Below are 21,945 nucleotides of genomic sequence, written 5' to 3'. Positions count from 1 at the left end.
TGTGCCACCTGGCTGGCAGGCCTTAAATTTTTAAAAAGATGGACTGGGGTGACTTGAAGAAAGTATATTTCCTTTTGATTTTTTTGATTGGTTTCATCGGTTACGGGCAGCAAACCCTTAAACTCTACCCGGCCGGCGCTATACCGGGCGAATTGCCGCATAGCGTCCAGGAAGTTGTCGAGTCCTACAAGGGGCCAGAAGGCGAAAGCCGGCGGTTTATCTCAAAAACCAGCCAGCCGGAACTTACCGTCTACCTGCCGGAAGCATCGCGGAACACCGGAATCGGAATTGTCATTTGCCCCGGGGGCGGATACACGGGGGTCGCCATCGACCATGAAGGGCACCAAATGGCCCAAAAGTTCAACGAATCGGGGATTGCAGCCTTTGTGCTGAAATATCGCATGCCCCTCGATGCCACCTCGTCACGGAAGGAAACAGCCCCTTTGCAGGATGCCCAACGGGCCTTGCAACTGGTCCGGGAACGGGCCGTGGAGTGGCGGCTGGACCCGGATAAAATCGGGATAGCGGGAAGTTCGGCAGGCGGGCACCTGGCTTCCACCGCCGGCACCCATTACGAGCAGGCGGTCATTGCCAATCCGGGAAAAACCAGCCTGCGGCCGGATTTTATGGTACTCAATTACCCGGTTATCAGCTTTGCCGATAGCCTCACCCACGAAGGCTCGCGCCGGAATTTGATCGGAATACAGGATACGGACGGCACGTGGAGAATTCCGGAAACCGGAATTGCGGATTATTCCAATGAATTACAGGTATCGGCAGACACGCCCCCGGCCTTCGTAACCCATGCGGTGGACGACCCGGTTGTCCGGGTGGAGAATTCCATACTCTTTATCGCCGCCCTCCAGCAACAGGGCATCCCGGTGACCTCGTTTTTTTATGCAAAAGGCGGTCACGGGTATGGTATGGTCAACCCGACCGCCGACAGGCAGTGGATGGAACCCTGTATCCGGTGGATATTGGAAAATTTCGGGGGAGGACGTTAGGTAGCGGCGGCAACCGGTGGGCAGGTAGGACAATCGTTTAGATTCTGCCATTTTCCTTATTTTAACCTGCTGATGAAGATAATGATTCAAGGGATTGCTATCGGGTGGTTGTGTCTGCTCGCAATTTCCAGCGGCAACGCTCAGGAAGCTGGCTATACGGAGACCCTGGCGGGTACAAACCTCGAAATCGACATGGCCGCCATACCCGGAGGGACGTATACCCCGGCCAGCCGGCAGGCGGGCGTTTCCCCCGGCATTGTACGGGTAGATCCCTTCTGGATGTCCTCCCGGGAAATCACCTGGGGCCTGTACCAGGCATTCCTGCAGCGATCTGCCGATTCGGAACCCCAGCCCGGCCGTGGCAACGAGGTAAACCTTGAAGTCGATGCGGTTGCCGGGGCCACCATACCCTATGTGGATATGAGCCTGGGGATGGGGACCGGTGAAGAATTCCCTGTCGGCAATGTCACCCGGAAGGCCGCCTCGCTTTTCTGTAAATGGCTCTCCGCAAAAACCGGGAACTTTTACCGTTTGCCAACGGAAGCGGAGTGGGAGTACGCGGCCCGGGCCGGGACGGATACCCCGTATTTTTTCGGCAGCCGGCCGGACAGCCTGGGGCGGTACGCCTGGTACAGCGGGAACAGCGACGGGACCTACCACCCGGTTGGGAAGAAGCAGCCAAATCCCTGGGGGCTTTACGATATCTACGGGAATGTGGCGGAGTGGACCCTGGACCGTTTTGAATCCGGGGCGTTTGGAAACGCAGCATCTGAGTTTGAGCCCCCTGTTGCTGAGTACCCCGGCGTATTGAGGGGCGGCTCCTACAGGGACGGACCGGAGGCTTTAAAAAATGCGGCAAGGCTGGCCTCCAACCCGGTGTGGAAGCAGCGCGACCCGCAGTTTCCCCGGAGTAAATTCTGGTTTACGGATGCCCCGTTTGCCGGATTTCGCATTGTGCGCCCCCAGAATCCACCTGAAGCCTCGGACTTTTCCCGATATTGGGATACGAAATAACCACAGATCAGCTACCAAAAACACAAATGAAAATGAACAATCAAGACCTTCCCGGCCCCAGCCGCAGAAAATTTATCAAAGCATCCACCCTGGCGGCTTCTGCAACGATGCTGCCGACCTTTGATCTGCAAGCGATGGCCGGCATCCTCAAAAACTCGAAATTAAAGCTCGCCCTGGTGGGGTGCGGGGGCAGGGGAACGGGTGCCGCCAACCAGGCGCTGCAGGCCGACCCGGACGTGGAATTGGTGGCTATGGCCGACCTGTTTGAAGACCGTCTGGCTTCCAGTTACAACAGCCTTTCGGAGGCCTACCAGGGTACCGGGAAGGTCCGGGTGAAGGAGAAAAGTAAATTCGTTGGGTTTGACGGCTTTAAGAAAGCCATTGACCTGGCCGATGTAGTTATCCTGGCCACCCCGCCGGGATTCCGCCCCTACCATTTTGCCTATGCGGTGGAAAACGGCAGGCACGTTTTTATGGAAAAACCGGTGGCTACCGATGCCCCGGGGATCCGCAAGGTACTGGAGGCCGCCCGGCTGGCGGACGAAAAAAATCTCAATGTCGTGGTCGGCCTCCAGCGCCATTACCAGGAAAACTATATTCAGACCCTTGAGAAGCTTCGGGCCGGGGCCATCGGGAAAATCCGATCCGGGCAGGTATACTGGAATAGCGCCGGTGTCTGGCTCCGCCCGCGGGAAGCCGGGCAATCGGAACTGGAGTACCAGATGCGGAACTGGTATTATTTTAACTGGGTTTGCGGCGACCATATCCTGGAGCAGCACATCCACAATATCGATGTGGCCAACTGGTTTATCGGGGAGTACCCGGTATCGGCCCAGGGGATGGGCGGCCGGCTGGTCCGTACCGGAGCCGATCACGGCGAGATCTACGACCACCATTTTGTGGAATATACCTATCCCAGCGGGGCAGTGGTAGCGAGCCAGTGCCGCCACCAGCCGGGTACCATGTACCGGGTGGGGGAGTGCTTCCAGGGCACTGCCGGATCGGTGGAGACCAATGATGCAGGTGTTGCTAAAATCTTCGACCTGGAAGGTAAGGAGCAGGCTGCCATTGCCAATTCCGAGGGGCACAATCCCTACCAGGAAGAGCACAACCGACTTTTTGCCTCTATCCGGGAAGGGGGGCAGATCAACGATGCCTACAACGGGGCTAAAAGCACACTTACGGCAATTATGGGGCGCATGGCCACCTACAGCGGCCAGGTCATCGGTTGGGATGAAGCCATGAATTCGGAGGTTAGGCTGATGCCGGAGACCGTTAGCTGGGAGACAACCCCGCCTTCCCTGCCCGATGCGGACGGGAAGTACCCGGTCCCCATGCCCGGGCAATACCAGGCGGTTTAGGCAGGCGCCCGGCCCTGAGATTTGGGCAGGAGGCCCTGAGATCTGGGCAGGAGGCACTGAGATTTGGCAGGAGGCACTGAGATTCAGGCTGGGGGCCCACCCGAAGGATTAGGCTACAGCCATTCCCCGGGGTCGCGTCTATAGCTGAACCTCGTTTGCCCCGGGACGCAGGGAAACTTCCTTTCCCTTCCAATGAAGGAGGCCCGAGACCCCCGCCGGTAGATCGATCATTCCGCCCAAACCCCCGGAATCCGTTTTTTGGAAACGGACCGAGATTTTCCCGGCCGGATGGGGGATGGTTCCCTGAACGCCCGGGAGCGGGCCGAGGTGGGGCCGGAATTCTACTGTTTCAAATCCGGGTCCGGCCGGCTGGAGCCCGCACACCAACGACAGGAAATAATAAAGGGGGGAAGCGCTCCAGGCGTGGCAGTCCGAACGCGTGGGCTCGGGCTCCTCGGCAAAGGTCGTCAGGCCATTGTCGAGCATGGTTTTCCAAGGGGCCAGAGTTTCCAGGTAGCGGTCGCCCATACCGGCGGCCTGCAATGCTTCGATTACGTAAAAAGTAAAGTAATAGGAGGCCGGGGCCATATCCTCCAGCTCGAGTACCCGTTCCATGAGTTTCTCTTCTCCGCCTTTCGGTACAAGCCCTCCAAGTACAGCCAGGACATTTGCATGTTGGCTGTAATAATTTTTGTCCGGCGTATCGGCGAATATTCCCCGCCCGGCATCCCAGCACTGTTCCCATACGGCATCCCCGACCCGGTCGGCCAGGGTTTGATAGCGGCGTGCCTGCTGCGGGTACCCGAAAGCCTCCAGTAACTCGGCCCCCTTGCGCAGGGCATAGACGTAATACAGGCTGATGACAGCTGACTGCCCGTCCCGTGCCCCGGGGGGGACGCCGGCATCCCAGCCGTCCCGAACCACCCAATCCACAAAATTCCACCACTCGAGTTTCCCGAGCATCCCGTTCGGCTCCAGGTGGTCTTCATACCAATCCAATACGCTCAGCATCCCGGGAACCAGGTCGCGCACTGTTTCCGTATCCGGGGTGAGCATCCAGTAATCGTGGATCATGGCGATCCAGACCAGGGAAAAGGTGGGGATCAGTTGGGGGTCGTAGCTCGGATAACGGCTCTGTGTCAGCCCGAAGGGCATTTTCGAGTCGCGGTAGGAGAGCAGCGCATTCTTGAAAAGGCGCGTATCCCCGGACACATAGGCAGACACCAGGCACTGGATCCGGGTGTCCCCGGCGTATTGCAATTGTTCGTAGTAGGGACAGTCAAAATAATTTTCCCCGGCACAAAGCCGTTGGGTGCGCCAGCCCACCTCCCAGATTTCACCCAGCAGTTTCGCATCCGCCCGGAACCCGTTTTGGGATTGAAATTCTGCATCGGCTTCAAAGTTTGCATCAACGCGGAATTCGGCCTGTTCCTCAAAAGGGTACCCCGTAAACCGCGAGTGGATCCGGTGAATGGCCAGGGGTTCCGCCCTGGTGGTTATTTGTACTTCGACGTACCGAAACGTCCGCCACCAAAGGGGTTCATGTACCCTGCCGCTGCCCCCGTCCGGAAGGATCACGTCGGTATTCCCGACGATGGACTTCCCCTGAACCTGGTTGCGGTTGCCCTTGGAGCCGTCCGCGTGGAAGAGGCTTTCCGCATAGGTCAGGGAAATTTGGCTGCCTTTGCCCCCGGAATACTGTACCACGGGGTAGGCCGTGGTAAGGTGGCCCTGGTCCAGGAGGAAGGTCGCTGTCATGTTTGGGGGGAGGGTCAGCACCTGGGTCCCATTGTAATTGTCCTCCACCAGGCCGGCCGGGTTGCTGCGTCGTACCCCCTGGAATTCCTGGGGGGACTCTTCCATCAGGGGAATGGTCCGCGGCATCAGGACATGGCCGGCAATGCCCCCGTATTTTTCCAGGCTCATGGTGGGTCGGCCGACTTCCCCTTCCCGGGCGGGGACAAAACCCAGCCCGAATCCGGGATCCTGCCAATCCCAGTGGTGGGCCGATCCGTCAAAGGACTCTCCGGGCCCCACTACGTAATAAGCATTGAGTTGCACGGGGAGCGGGCTGAATGCTCTGCAGGCAGTTACCATCCACGTGCTGTCCGAATCCGCCACGCGCTCTGCCTCCCCGTCCCCCTGGACGATCAACCCGGTACGGAAACTGTGCTGTGCCACCGGGCGATGTTCCGCAAAATTCCAGACGGTTGCTGCAAGTACATTGATGCCCGGCTCGAGATAGGGGGCGAGATCCAGGCTCGTATACCGCCAGTTGAGCCGGTCCCCCCGGGCGGGCCCGAATGTCACATACGTTCCGTTGATATAGAGTTTATACCGGTTATCTGCCGATATATGAATGATAAAAGTGTCTGGCTTGGCGTCCAACTCAATCTCCTTTTTGAAATGGAATACGCCAAAGGTATCCCCGGGATCCTCCGGATGGGAGATCCAGCGCGCCGTCCACCGATGGAGGAGGTCCGGGTTCCTGTTGGATGCCGCCGGTAGCGGGGTATTCGCCTTATGGGATTCCGTCAATGGGGATGCTGGCATCGAGGCAGATGCGCCTGTGGTTTGGGCTGTTGAAACCGTGGCGAAAAGAGCTGCAATCAGCAGGGGTACCTTGAATTCCGTGAGTCGCATAGGGTTGGTATTAACGGTTGAAAGTAGGGGATCCCCCCCCTTTCAATATAGGATTTTTATGGTAACTTATCGGGCCGATCCTTTTGGGGAATCCACCGCTTCCCAGACTGTTCGGAATCGATACAAACCAACAAACCACCCAACCGATGAAAACACTTGACTTTTTCAGCGACCTCTTCAGCGACCTCCGGAGTTGTCCATTGCTGTTCCTGACCATTTGCATCGTCAGCCTGTCAGGACTGCATGCCCAGGATTTAAAAACAGCGGATCCCCAGGCCCTCGGTTTTTCCGCCGAGCGCCTGGAACGCCTGGACAGGGCTTTTGACCAGTATGTAGCGGCGGGGGAACTACCGGGAGGCGTGATCCTGGTGGCGCGCCGCGATCAGGTAGCATACCACCGGGCCTTTGGACAGAGGGATTTGGAATCGGGCGCCCCCATGCCCGAAAATGCGCTGTTCCGGATTGCATCTCAGACAAAGGCAATTGTCAGTGTGGGGATCCTCTTACTGCAGGAAGAAGGCCGGTTACTGATCCAGGACCCCTTGTCCAAATACATTCCGGAATTCGCCGAAACAATTGTTGCCATTAATGACGACGACGGTTACCGGGAAGAGCCCGCCCGCCGACCCATAACTCTGCGCGACCTGCTGACGCATACCTCGGGCATCGGGTACGGCTGGGGTCCGGCCCAGGAAAAGTGGGAGGAAGCGGGTATAATGGGTTGGTATTTCGCGGATCGGGAGGAGCCCATCCTGGAAACGGTCCGTCGGATAGCTTCCCTGCCCATGAGCGCTCACCCGGGCGAAAAAACTGTCTATGGATACAGCACGGATATCCTCGGGGCCGTCATCGAGGTGGTCTCCGGGCAGTCGTTGGATGTATTCCTGAGGGAGCGGGTTTTTGAACCCCTGGGGATGGAGGATACGTTTTTCTATGTGCCTCCCGACAAGGTCGGACGCCTGGCGACGGTTTACAACCCACAAGAAGGCGGGGGTCTTAAACGCGCCCCGGATGGAGCCGGCATGAATACCCAGGGCAATTATGTGAAGGGGCCACGAAAGAGTTTTTCAGGCGGTGCCGGCCTGGTGTCGACGGCAGCAGATTATTATCGCTTTCTCCAGATGATGGAAAACCGCGGCTCATATAACGGCAAACAACTGCTTTCCCCCCGAACCGTCGACCTGATGACGGTTAATCACCTGGGTGAAAATGTGGCGTACAGCGCCGGCAGGGGTTTCGGCCTGGGATTTGAAGTGGTCACTGATATGGGGAGGCACGGCACCTATGGGTCCGAAGGTTCCTACCGGTGGGGCGGGGCGTACCATTCCACGTACTGGGTAGACCCGGCCGAGGAACTGATCGTAGTCTACTTCACCCAGGTCCGGCCCAATGCCCGCGTACCCGATCACGCGCTCCTGCGCAACCTGGTCTACCAGGCTTTGGTGGATTAGCAGTTTGCTTCAAATGCAGGGGTTCGGTGTCCTGACGGTCAATTCCACCATTTACGCAGGCGGCCCACCAGGGTTTCCACACTCAGGCCCTGTACGATGATGGAGAAGATCACCACGATATAGGTCACTACCAGGAAGAGGTCCCGGTGCATATCCTGGGTCAGGCCCAGGGCGAGCGCAATGGAAATAGCCCCTCGCAGGCCGCCCCAGGTCATCATCAAATGCGTGTGGGGTACAAAATCCAGCCGTTTCTCAAAGATCTTGACCGGGAGGAACAGGGAAATATGCCGGCAGAGCAAGGTAATGGGGATCATAACCACCCCGGCGATGACATACGGGCTTTCCAGGTCCAGGACCAGGATTTCCATCCCCACCAGGACAAAGAGTATCGTATTGAGCAGAACGTCCAGCAATTCCCAGAAGCGGTCCACATAGGTTTCGGTAATCTCGGACATGGCTGCGCTCCGCGTACGCGGACCCCCGATCATCAGCCCGGCGGCTACCATGGCCAGCGGGCCCGAGACATGCAGGTACTGGGATAAAACAATCCCCGTCATCACGGTGGCCAGGGTGATGATCACCTCGATGGAGTAATCGTCGATGCTGCGCATCATCCGGTAGGTTACCCAGCCCAGGGCGAGCCCCAGCAAGAGGCCGCCGGCCACCTCGTGGATAAACAATTCGGCTACGTGGGCCAGGGAAAAGGGCTCCCCGCTGCCACTGGCCAAACCGAAGATAGTCAGGAAGATGACCACCCCGACGCCGTCGTTGAACAAGGATTCCCCCACGATTTTAATCTCCAGCTTTTTCGGTGCTCCCGCCTTTTTCAGGATGCCCAAAACGGCAATCGGGTCCGTGGGGGAGATCAGGGAGCCGAATAGCAGGCAGTAAATAAAGTCTACCTGCAAGCCTAAAAGCGGCAGGAGCACATACGTGGCCCCGCCCACCAGGAAGGTGGAAACCAGGACGCCGAAAGTGGCGAATGCCAGCACCGGCCACCGCTGGGCCCTGAGTTTTTCCAGGTCGGTATGCAGGGCCCCCGCAAACAGTAGAAATCCCAGCATGGTATCCAGCAAAAGCGACTTGAAATCGATGTGCTCGAGGATGTATCGTTCGGCGTCCAGCAATGTGCTGTCCACAGCGCTGATGGCAAAGACCGCCAGGGTAAACACAATGGTGATGACCGTAAGGCCGATGGTATTCGGGAGCCGGATAAACCGCGTATTCACATAGCCAAATAGGGCCGACACAAGGACGAGGATGGTGGTTATCAGGAAGATGTCCATATAGTATGTTTGGTATCTGGTGACCTGGATTTGCCAGGCCCTGTAAATATACTACCTGTCTCGAAAATACGTGTAAGACCCCCTGCTCGGGAAGGGTAAAACCTGAAGGGAAACCATGCCGCGAAATAATCAGGGGATATGTATCTTTATCCTCAAACAATCGACCATGGAATGGACCTGGCAGGGCGTTATGCCTGCTCTCACCACGAAGTTTACCGACTCGGATGAACTGGACACCGGACTGTTTGTTAAAAATGTCCGGGCCCAGATGGCTGCAGGGGTCAGCGGACTGATCCTCGGCGGCACCCTCGGGGAGGCCAGTACGCTTACCGAAAAAGAAAAGGACACCTTAACGCTGGCTGCCCTGAAGGAAGCCGACGGGCGGATCCCGGTGATTGTAAATATCGCCGAACAGCGCACCTCGGATGCCGTCCAGGCGGCCCGGCGTGCAGCGTTCAACGGGGCCCAGGGGCTGATGCTGCTTCCCCCCATGCGCTATAAGGCAACTTCCCGGGAAACGGTGGCCTATTTCCGGGCTGTGGCGGATAGTACGGACCTGCCCATCCTGATCTACAATAACCCGGTGGATTACGGGATTGAGGTGACCCCGGATATGTTTGAGGAATTGCTGAGTACCTGCCCAACCGTAGGCGCAGTTAAGGAATCTACCCGGGAGATTTCCAATGTAACCCGCCTGAGGAACCGATTTGGCGACCGGCTTCGCATCCTTACCGGGGTGGATACGTTGGGCCTGGAAAGCATCCTGATGGGTGCCGACGGCTGGGTGGCCGGACTGGTTTGTGCCTACCCGGCGGAAACGGTGGCGGTCTACGCCCTGGGAAAAGCGGGGAGGATAGCGGAAGCCCGGTCCATATACCAGTGGTTCCTGCCGTTATTGGAACTGGATATCAGCCCCCAGCTGGTACAGAATATCAAACTGGCCGAAGTGGCCACCGGCTTGGGATCCGAGCAGGTGCGCCCGCCCAGGCTGCCGCTGGAAGGGGCCGAACGGGAACGGGTCATGGGGATTATCCGGAAAGCCATGGCGCAACGGCCGGAACTTCCACAATACAAGCAATACCTGTAATTAAACGGGGTGGGGCCTCCAGGCCCCGCCCCAGTAAACAAGATACACCCACATCATGCAACTACCAATCAGCGGGAAACAATTCATCGGATTAACATCTTCTTCGGAAGGTACTGAGACTTTCAGGAGCATCAACCCCGCTACCGGGGATCCTAACCCCTGGGAGTTCTCCGAAGCCACCGATGGGGAAATCGACCGGGCAGCAGAACTGGCGGCACAGGCTGCCGGGGAATACGCGCGATTATCGCGCAATCGCAGGGCCGCATTCCTGCGCGAGATAGCCGACGGGCTCGAGGAAAATAAGAAACAACTGATAGCTGCATATACCGTGGAATCCGGATTGCCGGAAGGCAGGGCCAAAGGCGAACTCGGACGGACTACTTCCCAGTTGCGCTTGTTTGCCGACCTGGCGGAGGAAGGTTCCTGGGTGCAGGCGCGCATCGATACTGCCCAGCCGGACCGGGAACCGCTGCCCAAAGCGGATATCCGGAAATGCCTGCTGCCGATAGGGCCCGTGGTGGTTTTCGGCGCCAGTAATTTTCCCTTTGCCTTTTCCACGGCCGGGGGCGATACGGCATCGGCCCTGGCAGCCGGGTGCCCGGTGATCGTAAAGGGACATCCGATGCACCCCGCCACGGGGGAACTGGTGGCCCAGGCAGTCCTGCGCGCGGCCAGGGAGACGAAGATGCCGGATGGCGTATTCTCACACCTGCAAGGCACTTCGCAAAATCTGGGGGGGCGCCTCGTCCGCCATGAAGCCGTGGCCGCTGTAGGCTTTACGGGAAGTCGTGCCGGGGGGCTGGCCCTGTCGCGCCTGGCAGCCGAACGGGAAGTCCCTATCCCGTTTTTTGCGGAAATGGGGAGTGTCAACCCCGTAGTATTCCTGCCGTCGGCTCTGAAGGCTAAAGCAGGTTGGGCAAAGGCCTATGCGGCTTCGGTAACCCTCGGGGTGGGCCAGTTCTGCACGAATCCGGGATTGCTTTTTGCTATTGACAGCCCGGACCTGGAAACATTTGCCAGGTCCCTGGCCGATGAAATTGCGGCATTCCCGCCTTCCTGCATGTTACACCCGAATATGGCCGGCCACTTTACTGACATGCGCCGGACCATGGAGCAGCAGCACGGGGTGGAATTCCTGACACCGGGAAATCCCCCGGAGGGGCCCAATGAGGTGCCGGCAACTGTGGCCCGGGTATCCGGGACCGATTTCCTCGCCAACCCCAAGTTGCAGATGGAAGTGTTCGGACCCTTTACCCTGCTGGTAATTTGTAGGGACGCCGAAGAGCTCCAGGCGGCCCTGGCGGGGCTAGAAGGCCAGTTAACTGCTTCCCTGCTGGGCAGTGAGGCGGAGTTCAGGGAAAGCGATAAAGTTCTGGAGTTGTTGCGGTCCCGGGCAGGACGCATCCTGTTCAACGGGGTGCCGACAGGGGTGGAGGTTTGCCCTTCCATGCAACATGGTGGCCCGTTCCCGGCAACAACGGACTCCCGGTTCACCTCGGTGGGCACGGATGCCATCCTTCGCTGGGCGCGCCCGGTAAGCTTTCAGAATTGCCCCCAGTCCCTCCTGCCGGATGTCTTGCGCAATTCAAATCCCACCGGGGTTTGGCGCATGGTGGACGGTGCGTGGTCGGATGAGGGGATCATCAATTTATAAAATGGCCCGGCACCTTTTTAAATGCATCGACGGGCACACGGCCGGCAACCCGGTTCGGGTGGTGGCCGAAGGCGGCCCGGACCTGCAGGGGAAAAATATGTCTGAGAAACGGGGGCACTTCCTCCGGGAGTTCGACTGGATTCGCCGGGGACTGATGTTTGAACCCCGCGGCCACGATATGATGAGCGGCAGCATTTTCTATCCCCCTTCCGATCCTGCCAATGACCTGGGGATCCTCTTTATCGAAACAAGCGGCTGCCTTCCCATGTGCGGTCACGGCACCATCGGCAGCATCACCATCGGCCTGGAGGAGGGGCTGATCCGGCCCAAAACCCCCGGCATTGTTATGCTGGAGACCCCTGCGGGCCTGGTCCGGGTGCGCTATGAGATCCGGGATGGTAAAGTCCTCTGGGTGGCCTTTACAAACGTCCCTGCTTATGTCGCAGCCACCGACCTGGAGCTGGAAACCTCCGAGCTGGGAACACTGCGGTTTGACGTGGCTTACGGGGGGAATTTCTACGCCATCGTAGACCCCCAGCCCAATTTTCCCGGACTCGAAACCTTCCGGGCCTCAGAGCTTATCCGCTTTAGCCGGGAGTTGCGAACTCTTATAAATGCCCGGTACCCAGATCGCTTTATCCATCCGGAAGACAGAAGCATTTCCGGGGTCTCCCACGTTTTATGGGCCGGAAAGCCGCTGGCAAAGGATTCCACGGCCCGGAATGCCGTTTTTTACGGCGACAATGCCATTGACCGATCCCCATGCGGTACGGGGACATCTGCCCGTATGGCGCAATGGGTACACCGCGCCCGGCTACGGGTAGGGGAAGCCTTCCTGCACGAAAGTTTTATCGGCTCCCGATTTGAGGGGAGGGTCCTGGCCGAGGCCCGGATCGGGGAGCTACCCGCCATCGTACCCGAAATCCGCGGGTCGGCCTGGGTTTACGGTTACAACACACTGGTCATCGATGAGGCACATCCCTTTCCCCAGGGGTTCCAGGTCCTGTAACTCCGATCTCGGAGGAACTGCCTGCCGCCGGCTGAGAAGGGAGCGGTTTGCAGGCAAAACCGCTAAACTTCTCTTAAACAAAACAATAATCCGGTGAATTTTGTAGTTTTGTTTCTGATATGAATTCCGTGGCACATAAAACCGGTTCGGTATTGCTGGCATTCCTGCTGCTCTTTTCCACGCTGTCCTTCAGCATGGATATGCACTTCTGCGGGAAGATGCTGGTAGACTATGCCTTCTTTGCAGAGGCTTCCGACTGCGGCATGGCCATGGATGATTCTCAAATGGCAGACTCCGGTTGTTGTGACGATGTCGAGATCGTTGTGCTGGGCCAGGACCACCTGGAGAAAACAAAGGCCGAATCCGTTTCGGGCCCGCGTCTGGTGATGGTCGCCCTGCTGGCAAAGGGACTCCCCATCCTGCTGGAAATGGATACCCGGGTTGCCGAACCCCCGTTTGACGATTATTCTCCCCCGAAACTCATACGAGATCTACCTGTACGCCACCAGGTTTTCCTGATTTGATTTAGCCTCCCCGGAACAACGCCCGCTGCCGCAACTGGCCGACGGGCCTGACTGTTTTGTGCCGGTTCCCGATCACGGGTTCCATAAGTCACGATCTATTGATTCCCAGAATGCTAAATCAACCCCATGCTGAACAAGGGCATAAAATTCCTCATAGAAAATAAATTGGTGGCAGTCCTGCTCCTGGTCCTCTTCGTGGGCTGGGGGACGGCCAACGCCCCGTTTGGATGGAAGTCGGACTGGCTGCCTTCCGACCCTGTGCCTGTGGATGCCATCCCGGACATCGGCGAGAACCAGCAAATTGTGTTTACGCGGTGGCCCGGGCGGTCGCCCCAGGACATCGAGGACCAGATCACCTATCCGCTGACCACTTCCCTGCTCGGCATACCCGGGGTGCGGACCATCCGGAGCTCTTCCATGTTCGGGTTTTCAAGCATCTACATCATCTTTGAAGAAGGTGTGGAATTTTACTGGAGCCGCAGCCGGATCCTGGAAAAGCTCAATTCGCTTTCCGCGGGTCTGTTGCCGGATGGGGTAACTCCTGCCCTGGGTCCCGATGCCACGGCCCTGGGGCAGATATACTGGTACACTCTGGAGGGGCGGGATGCCGAGGGGAACCCTACCGGCGGCTGGGATTTGCAGGAACTTCGCAGTATCCAGGATTTTTATGTGAAGTACGCCCTTTCTTCGGCCGACGGGGTGTCGGAGGTGGCTTCCATCGGTGGATATGTTCAGGAATACCAGATTGATGTGGACCCTGAGAAAATGCGGCAATACAATATCGGGTTGCAACAGGTAGTGGATGCCGTGCGGATGAGTAACCGGGATATCGGGGCGCAGACTATCGAGATCAACCAGGCGGAGTACCTGGTTCGAGGATTGGGTTATATCGACTCCCTGGACGACCTGCGAAAGGCGGTTATTGCCTCGGAGGAATACACGGCCCTGCGGCTCGGGGATGTGGCGAATATTTCGCTGGGCCCTGCCGTGCGACGCGGGATCCTGGACAAGGAAGGAGCCGAGGTGGTCGGCGGGGTGGTGGTAGCCCGGTATGGGGCCAATCCCCTGGAGGTGATTAACAATGTCAAGGAGCAAATCGCCGAACTCAGCGACGGGTTGCCTTCCAGGCAACTCAGCGACGGCCGGACTTCCCAACTGACCATTGTTCCCTTTTACGACCGGACCGAACTCATACAGGAAACCCTGGGCACCCTGGAGGAAGCGCTGACACTCGAAATACTGATCACCATCCTGGTGATCGTGGTTATGGTCTTTAACCTGAGGGCTTCCGTCCTGATCTCCGGCCTCCTGCCGGTTGCGGTGCTGATGGTGTTTATCGCCATGCGTTACGGAGGGGTGGATGCAAATATCGTGGCCCTTTCCGGTATTGCCATTGCGATCGGGACCATGGTGGATATCGGGGTGATCCTCAGCGAGAATATCATCCGGCACCTGGAGGAATCCGACGATTCCGAGCCGGTGGACGAAACCGTTTACAAGGCTTCCGCGGAAGTCTCCGGCGCCATCCTGACAGCCGTGTTGACTACCATTATCAGCTTTATCCCCGTCTTTACGCTGATCGGGGCCGAAGGGAAGCTGTTCCGACCCCTGGCATTTACAAAGACTTTTGCGTTGGCTGCCGCCCTGGTCGTGTCCCTGTTCCTGATACCGCCCTTTGCCGCATATTTCTTCCGCAAGCGCAAGCATCGGAGGAATTTGCGTTTCACAGTCCAGGCCCTGCTGGCGGCAGTGGGCCTGGTGACGCTCTTGATGGGCTATCCGCTGGGGCTCGCCCTGGTGGCGTTTGCCCTGGCCGGGCTGCTGACGGATCCACGCGTATCCGGATACCTGCCGGAACGCATGGCGCAATGGGGCAACCGGCAAACCGAATTAAACGTGGGGATTGCGGCCCTGACGATTGTGGCCCTGCTTTCTGTCTACTGGCGGCCGCTTGGATTGGAACAAAACCTGTTTTTGAACTTCCTGTTCGTTTCCCTTATCTGCGCGGGGCTGCTGGGGGGCTTTGCGCTGTTCCGCAGCCGCTATACGCAGATATTGCGCTGGACGCTCCGGAACAAGCTCCTTTTTCTGTCCCTTCCGGTGGCCCTGGTCATTTCCGGTTTCTTTATCCTGCGCGGTACCGGGAAGGAGTTTATGCCCTCCCTGAATGAAGGCTCGTTCCTGCTGATGCCCACCTCCATGCCGCATGCCGGAGTAGCGGAGAATAAACGGGTTCTGCAGCAACTGGACATGGCTGTTGCGGCTATCCCGGAAGTGGAGACCGTAGTGGGCAAGGCAGGCAGGACGGAATCCGCCCTGGATCCGGCGCCCTTGTCCATGTATGAGAATATCATCCAGTATAAATCCGAATACCTCCAGGGTCCCGACGGGGAGCGGCTGCGCTATCGAACGGACGGAGACGGACTTTTTATCCTGAAACAGGGCGGGACCGTCGCCAACCCGAACATGCGTGCCGATACTGTCACCCCGGTTTATTTTGCGGACGTCACCCACAGGATGCTGGTACCCGACCCCGATGGGGAGTACTTCAGGAACTGGCGTCCCGGGATTGCATCCCCGGATGATATTTGGGAGGAAATCGTTTCGAATACCCGCCTGCCGGGGGTCACATCCGCCCCCAAGCTGCAGCCGATCGAAACCCGGCTGGTTATGTTGCAAACCGGTATGCGCGCCCCTATGGGGATCAAGGTCAAGGGGCAGGACCTCCGGCAGATTGAAGCGTTTGGCCGGGAGCTGGAAGGCATTATCAAAGAGGCCGATGGGGTGAAGGACGAGGCGGTGTTTGCAGACCGGATCGTGGGAAAACCCTATTTGCTGATCGATATCGACCGGGACCAGCTAGCCCGTTACGGCCTGCTGTTGGAGGATGTACAAAAGGTGCTCGAGGTAGCCCTGGGCGGTATGGCGCTCACCCAGACGGTGGAAGGCCGGGAACGCTATGGCGTCCGGGTGCGTTACCCGCGTGAACTCCGCGACAGTCCTGAGGACATCCGGTCTGTCTATGTGCCGGTTCCCGGGGGCAACCCGGTTCCGCTGAGCGAACTGGTGGAGATCCGGTATGAACGGGGGCCCCAGGTGATCAAGAGCGAAGATACCTTCCTGGTGGGCTATGTGCTGTTCGACAAGATGGACGGATATGCCGAGGTGACCGTGGTGGAGAACGCCCAGCAAATGATCCGGGAGAAAATCGATTCCGGGGAACTCGTAGTGCCGCCGGGTATTAGTTATCGGTTCACGGGCTCTTACGAGAACCAGGTCCGGGCCGAACGGACACTCTCCGTGGTGGTGCCCCTGGTTCTCCTGATCATTTTCATGATCCTTTATTTCCAATTTCGTTCCGTTACGACCTCGCTGATGGTATTCAGCGGCATTGCCGTGGCCTTTGCAGGCGGCTTTATCACCATGTGGCTCTACGGGCAGACCTGGTTCCTGGACTTTTCGTTCTTCGGCGAGAACCTCCGCGACCTGTTCCAGTTGCGCACAATCAACCTGAGCGTTGCGGTGTGGGTGGGATTCATTGCCCTGTTTGGCATCGCCACCGACGATGGGGTGGTAATGGCCACCTACCTGACCCAGAGTTTCCGTCGCAACCAGCCCAATACGTTGCAGGAGGTCCGGGATGCCGTGGTAGAGGCGGGAGAGAAACGCATCCGACCCTGCCTGATGACCACGGCCACCACCGTCCTGGCCCTGCTGCCGGTGCTCACCTCCACGGGACGGGGTAGCGACATCATGATCCCGATGGCCATCCCGAGTTTCGGGGGGATGCTCATTGCACTCATCACGTTGTTTGTGGTGCCCGTGCTCTACAGCTGGCGGGAAGAATACCGACTGAATCGCCGTACGCGTCCCCTGGGGACACCAACGGTCAAAAGCACTGCGTCATGAATGTAAAAAAGATAACCCTGAATGTGCTTTTTGTCCTGGGAGTGGTATCCGGTATGGGTGCCCAGGAAATCAGGTACTTCTTTGAATTGGCAGAAACGAACAACCCCGAGTTGCGGGCGCTCCGCCTGCGTCACGACCTGGCCGGGGAGAAAGTCAACGAGGCCCGGGCCCTGCCGGATACAGAAATTGGGGCAGGGGTCTTTGTCAGCGAACCCGAAACCCGGACGGGTGCCCAGGTTGTCCGGTTTTCCGTGCGCCAGATGCTTCCCTGGTTCGGGCAAATCACCGCCCGCGAAAATTTCGCCTCCAGCATGGCTGAGGTCGAGTACCTGGATTGGGTGATTGCCCGCCGCCAACTGCGGCTGGAGGTGGCCCAGGCATACTACCGGTTGCAGGCGCTACGCCAACAAATCGGCATACTGGAACAACAGGCCGTGCTGCTGGATTCCTACCGGGAAGTGGCCCTGGCAGCCGTGGAGGCCGGAAAGGCGTCTGCTGTCGACGTCCTTCGGCTGGAGATTCGGAAAAACGACGTAACTGCCCGTTCCCAGGTCCTGGAAAACCAGTATGAATCCGGGGCGTTTGCATTTTTCAGGCTGATCAACGCCACGGAAACAGCAATCGGCTTTATGGTGACCGAGCTGCCCGGGGAGCTTCCAGAGCCCGATCCCCCCGTGTTGGGCCCCCACCCGGAATTGGAGAAATACGACCGGCTCTTTGCCTCTGTCGCACGGGAAGAAGCCCTGAACCGCAAATCCGCAGCCCCGAAAATTGGCCTGGGGCTGGATTACATCCCCGTGGCGGAACGCACGGATATGGTCATTCCGGACAGCGGGAAGGACATTGTGATGCCCATGGTATCCTTCTCCTTTCCCTTGTTTCGCTCACCGTATAAATCGCGCACCCGACAAAACGAGTTCCGCCAGGCGGCACTGGAAGCCGAGGAAAATGCGCGGCGCAACCGACTGGAAGGCATGTTGCAACAGGCCTGGCAGGGGCAGCGATCCGCCAGGGTCCGATTTGCCACCCTGACCGAAAACAGCCAGAATACCCGCCAGGCAATCGAGATCCTGTTAAAGAATTACCAGACGCAGCAGGCGGATTTCGGGGATTTGCTCGAAATGCAGGAGATGGAACTAAAATTGGAACTCGAACGTACCGAGGCCTTTGCATCGTATTTATCGCAGGGCGCCCTGGTCAATTACCTGGTGGCACAACCGGGATTATAATAGGAAAATCACATAGTAAATTAATTAATTCTAAAATTCGAAACATGAAAAGGAACCCATTTAAACGATTGGAGAAAACCCTGATGCCGCTGGCAGTCATCTCTTTAATGTTATCCTGTAAAGGTGAAAAAGAGGCGAATCCTTCCCCGGAAACAACAGGGTCCGGAACCGCAAAAACTGAGGTAAAGGAAACAGCCCGTATCGCGTTTGAGGAAGACGCTACCCAGCAGGTATTTGCCTCCTACCTGAAGTTAAAGGATGCTTTGGTAGCCGGCAACCCGGATGCGGCCAAAGCCGCTGCTGCGGACATGGGCCGGGTACCCGGGTTTGAGAACGAGATCGTCACCGCCGAAATTGAAGCCTTTTTGTCTGCCGATGGAATTGACGGGCAACGGGCCAGCTTTTTAAAGCTTAATGAGAAGCTGGAACCCATTCTGCGGGACCATATCAGCGAGGGTGCGGTCTATAAACAATTCTGCCCGATGGCCTTCAACGACGAGGGCGGCTTTTGGTTTTCCGACAAAGAGGAAATCCGCAATCCCTATTTTGGTGACAGGATGCTCAAATGCGGGAAGGTGGAGGACAAACTGGTTGCCCTGTAGGGTATCCTGAAAGGTACTAAAGGGAGACAGGTGAAGATCCGGGTTAAGAACATGGTATGCGACCGGTGTAAATCGGTGCTGGCAGATACGCTGGAAATAGCGGGCATCCCCTTGATTTCCATTCGGTTGGGGGAACTTGAATTTCCCCCCGGCTACGAGGCCGATTTTGATCGCATCGACCGGATACTGGAAACGCACGGGTTCCAACGGATCGGGGAGGCCGGGGCGGTATTGGTGGAAGAGGTTAAAGCCTTGCTCGTAACGGCTCTGCATGAAACCCTGGTGCCGCTTGGGTCGCTGTCTTTCTTTATTGCTTCCCGCACGGGGCGGGACTATTCTATGATAAGTAAGGTTTTCAGCCGTCGTGAGGGAATCACTGTCGAAAAGTACTGGATTCGCCTCAGGATTGAGAAAGTCAAGGAACTGATTCAGATGGGGCAGATGGATTTTACGCAGATTGCCTATGCACTGGATTATTCGAGCAGCAGCCATCTGGCTCGCCAGTTCAAGTCGGTTACGGGCATGTCCATGGGGTCCTACAGGAAGTTGTTGGATCCGCCCCGGAGTGAATGGGACAAAATTGTATAAAAATGATCCATCAGGATGAAAACCCCCGGACAGACCGCTTGCGATATTTGTGTCGTAAATCAGTAAGTCAAAAACCATGAAACACACGTATCACATATACGGGATGAGTTGCACCGGATGCCAGAACCACGTCCGGGAAGCCCTGGAGTCGGTAGCCGGCGTCCGCGGGGTTACCGTAGACCTGGATGCCGGACTTGCGGAGGTCGAGATGGATTCGCATATCGACATCGGGGAATTCCGGGAGGCCCTGGCCGGAAGCAGGTACAGCATCCACCTGCCCGGGGAAAAACCGGGCACCGCAGGACGGGAGGCTTCAACCGGTACCGGCAGCAACCGGGATTCGGGGAATGGCACCTATTACTGCCCGATGCAATGCGAGGGGGATAAGACCTACGATGCCCCGGGGGATTGTCCGGTTTGCGGTATGGACCTTGTGGAGCAACCCGGTTCGGCAAGCCGGCAGGCTAGCGGATATACCTGTCCGATGCATCCGGAAATCCGTCAGGATACGCCGGGGAGTTGTCCGATTTGCGGCATGGAACTCGTTCCCGTGGAACCTGAGGCCAGTGCGGAGGAAAAGGTGTATCAGCGGTTGTTGCGGAAATTTTGGGTGGCACTGGGTTTCACCCTGCCGATATTCCTGATCGCCATGTCGGAGATGGTGCCCGGAAACCCAATCTATAACTGGATGGACCGGAAATACTGGAATTGGTTGCAGATGGTCCTCTCAATCCCCGTGGTTTTCTACGCTACCTGGATGTTCTTTACCCGGGCGTACCGGTCGGTCCGATACTGGAACCTGAATATGTTTACCCTGATTGGTATCGGGGCGGGGATCGCCTGGCTATTCAGCGTTTTCGGGTTGCTTTTTCCCGGGTTCTTCCCGGAGCAGTTCAAGACGGATACCGGAGAGGTCCATGTGTATTTTGAGGCTGCCACCGTCATCCTGACCCTGGTACTCCTCGGTCAGGTGCTCGAAGCACGCGCCCACCGCAAAACGAATTCCGCCGTCAGGGAGCTATTAAAGCTCGCCCCCGGGAAAGCCGTACGTGTTCGGGATGGAAAAGAAGAAGAAATCCCGGTAGAGGAAATCGAAATAGGGGATATCCTGAGGGTAAAACCCGGGGAGAAGATTCCGGTAGATGGCACGCTCACTAAAGGGGAAACCACCGTGGACGAGTCCATGATCACCGGGGAACCCATCCCGGTGGATAAATCCGCAGGCGATTCCTTGCGAAGCGGTACTTTGAACGGAAACCGATCCTTCCTGATGGAGGCCGAAAAAATAGGTTCCGATACGCTCCTCTCCCAGATCATCCGCCTGGTCAATGAGGCCAGTCGCAGTCGCGCCCCCATCCAGAACGTGGCAGACCGGGTTTCGGCATATTTTGTCCCGGCCGTGGTAGTGATCGCCGTCATTACCTTTGTGGTCTGGGCAATTTGGGGCCCGGAGCCAGCCTATGTGTATGGGCTTGTCAATGGCATAGCGGTCCTGATCATAGCCTGCCCTTGTGCCCTTGGCCTGGCTACCCCGATGTCTGTAATGGTCGGGGTCGGAAAAGGGGCCCAGAACGGGGTATTGATCCGTGAGGCAGCCGCCCTGGAAACCCTTGCCAGGGTGGATACGCTGATTGTGGACAAGACCGGGACGTTAACCGAGGGCCGGCCTTCCGTTGAGGGGGTGGAAGGGGTCCCGGACGGGGTTCCCGGGGAGAAAGTATTGGAATTGGTCGCATCCCTGAACCAGCAAAGCGAACACCCCCTGGCCCGCGCAATGGTAGCACACGCGGAGCAAAAAGGCGTTCCGATCCAGGAGCCGGAGCAATTCGAGTCGGTTACCGGGAAAGGGGTCACCGGCATGGTCGGCAAGCAGTCCCTCGCCCTGGGCAATGCCAGCCTGATGGAGGAGCGGGGAGCCGGGATTCCCGCCGTCCTCGAGGAGAAGGCCCGGGAATACCAGGACCAGGGCAAAACCGTATCCTTCCTCTCTGCAGATGGGGAGGTCATCGGCCTCGTGGCCCTGGGCGACCGGATTAAGGATGAAACCCGTACAGCCCTCGACCAGCTCCGCCAGGGGGGGATGGCCGTGCATATGCTCACTGGGGACAACGAGCGGACAGCGCGGGCTGTAGCGGCTGAACTGGGTATTGCGGAATTCCGCGCCGGCATGCTCCCCGAAGACAAACTATCCGAAGTGGAGCGACTCAAGCGGGATGGAAAAGTAGTGGCCATGGCCGGGGATGGGATCAACGATGCCCCGGCCCTGGCAAAAGCCGATGTGGGCATCGCCATGGGCACAGGCACGGACGTGGCAATTGAAAGCGCCGGGGTCACCCTGGTGGATGGAGACCTGAGCGGCATTGTTAAAGCCCGGAAGCTCAGTAAAAAAGTCATGCGGAATATCCGGGAGAACCTATTTTTTGCCCTGGTGTACAACACGATAGGCGTCCCGGTGGCGGCCGGTGTCCTGTTTCCGTTTTTCGGCATCCTCTTATCCCCGATGATAGCCGCTGCCGCCATGAGTTTCAGCTCGGTTTCGGTAATTGCAAATGCATTGCGGCTTCGGGCTGCACGTATAAATTGA

15 protein-coding genes are annotated in these 21,945 nt (G+C 57.8%); 13 read left to right on the top strand and 2 right to left on the bottom strand.

Annotated features, from left to right (window positions below):
• The first annotated feature begins 53 nt into the window (after positions 1–53).
• The 3 genes from AC3DKS_RS08610 (at position 54) to AC3DKS_RS08600 (ending at position 3,379) form a co-directional block, all read left to right on the top strand.
• On the top strand, positions 54–1,004 hold the full coding sequence (locus AC3DKS_RS08610) for an alpha/beta hydrolase (protein ID WP_420593345.1): 951 nt from the start codon (positions 54–56) through the stop codon (positions 1,002–1,004).
• Between the two features lie 72 nt (positions 1,005–1,076).
• The gene (locus tag AC3DKS_RS08605; protein ID WP_272640710.1) at positions 1,077–2,018 is read left to right on the top strand and encodes a formylglycine-generating enzyme family protein; all 942 of its coding nucleotides are present in this window, start codon (positions 1,077–1,079) and stop codon (positions 2,016–2,018) included.
• A gap of 32 nt (positions 2,019–2,050) precedes the next feature.
• On the top strand, positions 2,051–3,379 hold the full coding sequence (locus AC3DKS_RS08600) for a Gfo/Idh/MocA family protein (protein ID WP_336298664.1): 1,329 nt from the start codon (positions 2,051–2,053) through the stop codon (positions 3,377–3,379).
• Between the two features lie 138 nt (positions 3,380–3,517).
• On the opposite strand, the gene AC3DKS_RS08595 is transcribed toward AC3DKS_RS08600, so the two are convergent.
• Positions 3,518–6,022 carry an alpha-L-rhamnosidase-related protein gene (locus tag AC3DKS_RS08595; protein WP_272607801.1) on the bottom strand — a complete coding sequence of 835 codons (2,505 nt, stop codon included), beginning with the start codon at positions 6,020–6,022 and terminating at the stop codon, positions 3,518–3,520.
• Between the two features lie 146 nt (positions 6,023–6,168).
• On the opposite strand from AC3DKS_RS08595, the gene AC3DKS_RS08590 reads away from it, so the two are divergent.
• Complete coding sequence (locus AC3DKS_RS08590) at positions 6,169–7,473, top strand: serine hydrolase domain-containing protein (RefSeq protein ID WP_272607802.1); 1,305 nt, start codon at positions 6,169–6,171, stop codon at positions 7,471–7,473.
• A gap of 38 nt (positions 7,474–7,511) precedes the next feature.
• Here the strand turns inward: AC3DKS_RS08590 and AC3DKS_RS08585 are convergent, their stop codons facing one another.
• Complete coding sequence (locus AC3DKS_RS08585) at positions 7,512–8,759, bottom strand: cation:proton antiporter (RefSeq protein WP_272607803.1); 1,248 nt, start codon at positions 8,757–8,759, stop codon at positions 7,512–7,514.
• Positions 8,760–8,925: 166 nt separating this feature from the next.
• Here AC3DKS_RS08585 and AC3DKS_RS08580 point away from each other — a divergent pair, with 166 nt between their 5' ends.
• The 9 genes from AC3DKS_RS08580 (at position 8,926) to AC3DKS_RS08540 (ending at position 21,945) form a co-directional block, all read left to right on the top strand.
• Positions 8,926–9,846 (top strand): dihydrodipicolinate synthase family protein, encoded by a 921-nt coding sequence (locus AC3DKS_RS08580; RefSeq protein ID WP_272607884.1) that lies wholly within the window; start codon positions 8,926–8,928, stop codon positions 9,844–9,846.
• Between the two features lie 55 nt (positions 9,847–9,901).
• Positions 9,902–11,500: an aldehyde dehydrogenase (NADP(+)) gene (locus tag AC3DKS_RS08575; protein WP_272607804.1), complete on the top strand. Its 1,599-nt coding sequence runs from the start codon at positions 9,902–9,904 to the stop codon at positions 11,498–11,500.
• Position 11,501: 1 nt separating this feature from the next.
• Positions 11,502–12,509: a 4-hydroxyproline epimerase gene (locus AC3DKS_RS08570; protein ID WP_015755363.1), complete on the top strand. Its 1,008-nt coding sequence runs from the start codon at positions 11,502–11,504 to the stop codon at positions 12,507–12,509.
• A 128-nt stretch (positions 12,510–12,637) separates the two neighbouring features.
• Positions 12,638–13,033, top strand: a complete 396-nt coding sequence (locus AC3DKS_RS08565) for an HYC_CC_PP family protein (protein WP_187289174.1) — start codon at positions 12,638–12,640, stop codon at positions 13,031–13,033.
• Between the two features lie 126 nt (positions 13,034–13,159).
• Positions 13,160–16,942, top strand: coding sequence for an efflux RND transporter permease subunit (locus tag AC3DKS_RS08560; RefSeq protein WP_272607805.1), 3,783 nt, complete (start codon positions 13,160–13,162; stop codon positions 16,940–16,942).
• Positions 16,939–18,171 (top strand): TolC family protein, encoded by a 1,233-nt coding sequence (locus tag AC3DKS_RS08555; RefSeq protein WP_272607806.1) that lies wholly within the window; start codon positions 16,939–16,941, stop codon positions 18,169–18,171. The genes AC3DKS_RS08560 and AC3DKS_RS08555 overlap by 4 nt, the downstream gene beginning before the upstream one ends.
• Before the next feature lie 44 nt (positions 18,172–18,215).
• Positions 18,216–18,773, top strand: a complete 558-nt coding sequence (locus AC3DKS_RS08550) for a DUF3347 domain-containing protein (protein ID WP_015755359.1) — start codon at positions 18,216–18,218, stop codon at positions 18,771–18,773.
• Positions 18,774–18,803: 30 nt separating this feature from the next.
• Positions 18,804–19,361, top strand: coding sequence for a helix-turn-helix domain-containing protein (locus AC3DKS_RS08545; RefSeq protein ID WP_272607807.1), 558 nt, complete (start codon positions 18,804–18,806; stop codon positions 19,359–19,361).
• A 76-nt stretch (positions 19,362–19,437) separates the two neighbouring features.
• A complete protein-coding gene (locus AC3DKS_RS08540; protein WP_272607808.1) occupies positions 19,438–21,945 on the top strand; it encodes a heavy metal translocating P-type ATPase in 2,508 nt (835 codons plus the stop codon).

This window comes from Robiginitalea sp. (assembly GCF_982776155.1).
Note: the sequence above shows the minus strand (reverse complement) of the source record. Positions and strands in the feature narration are given on the sequence as shown.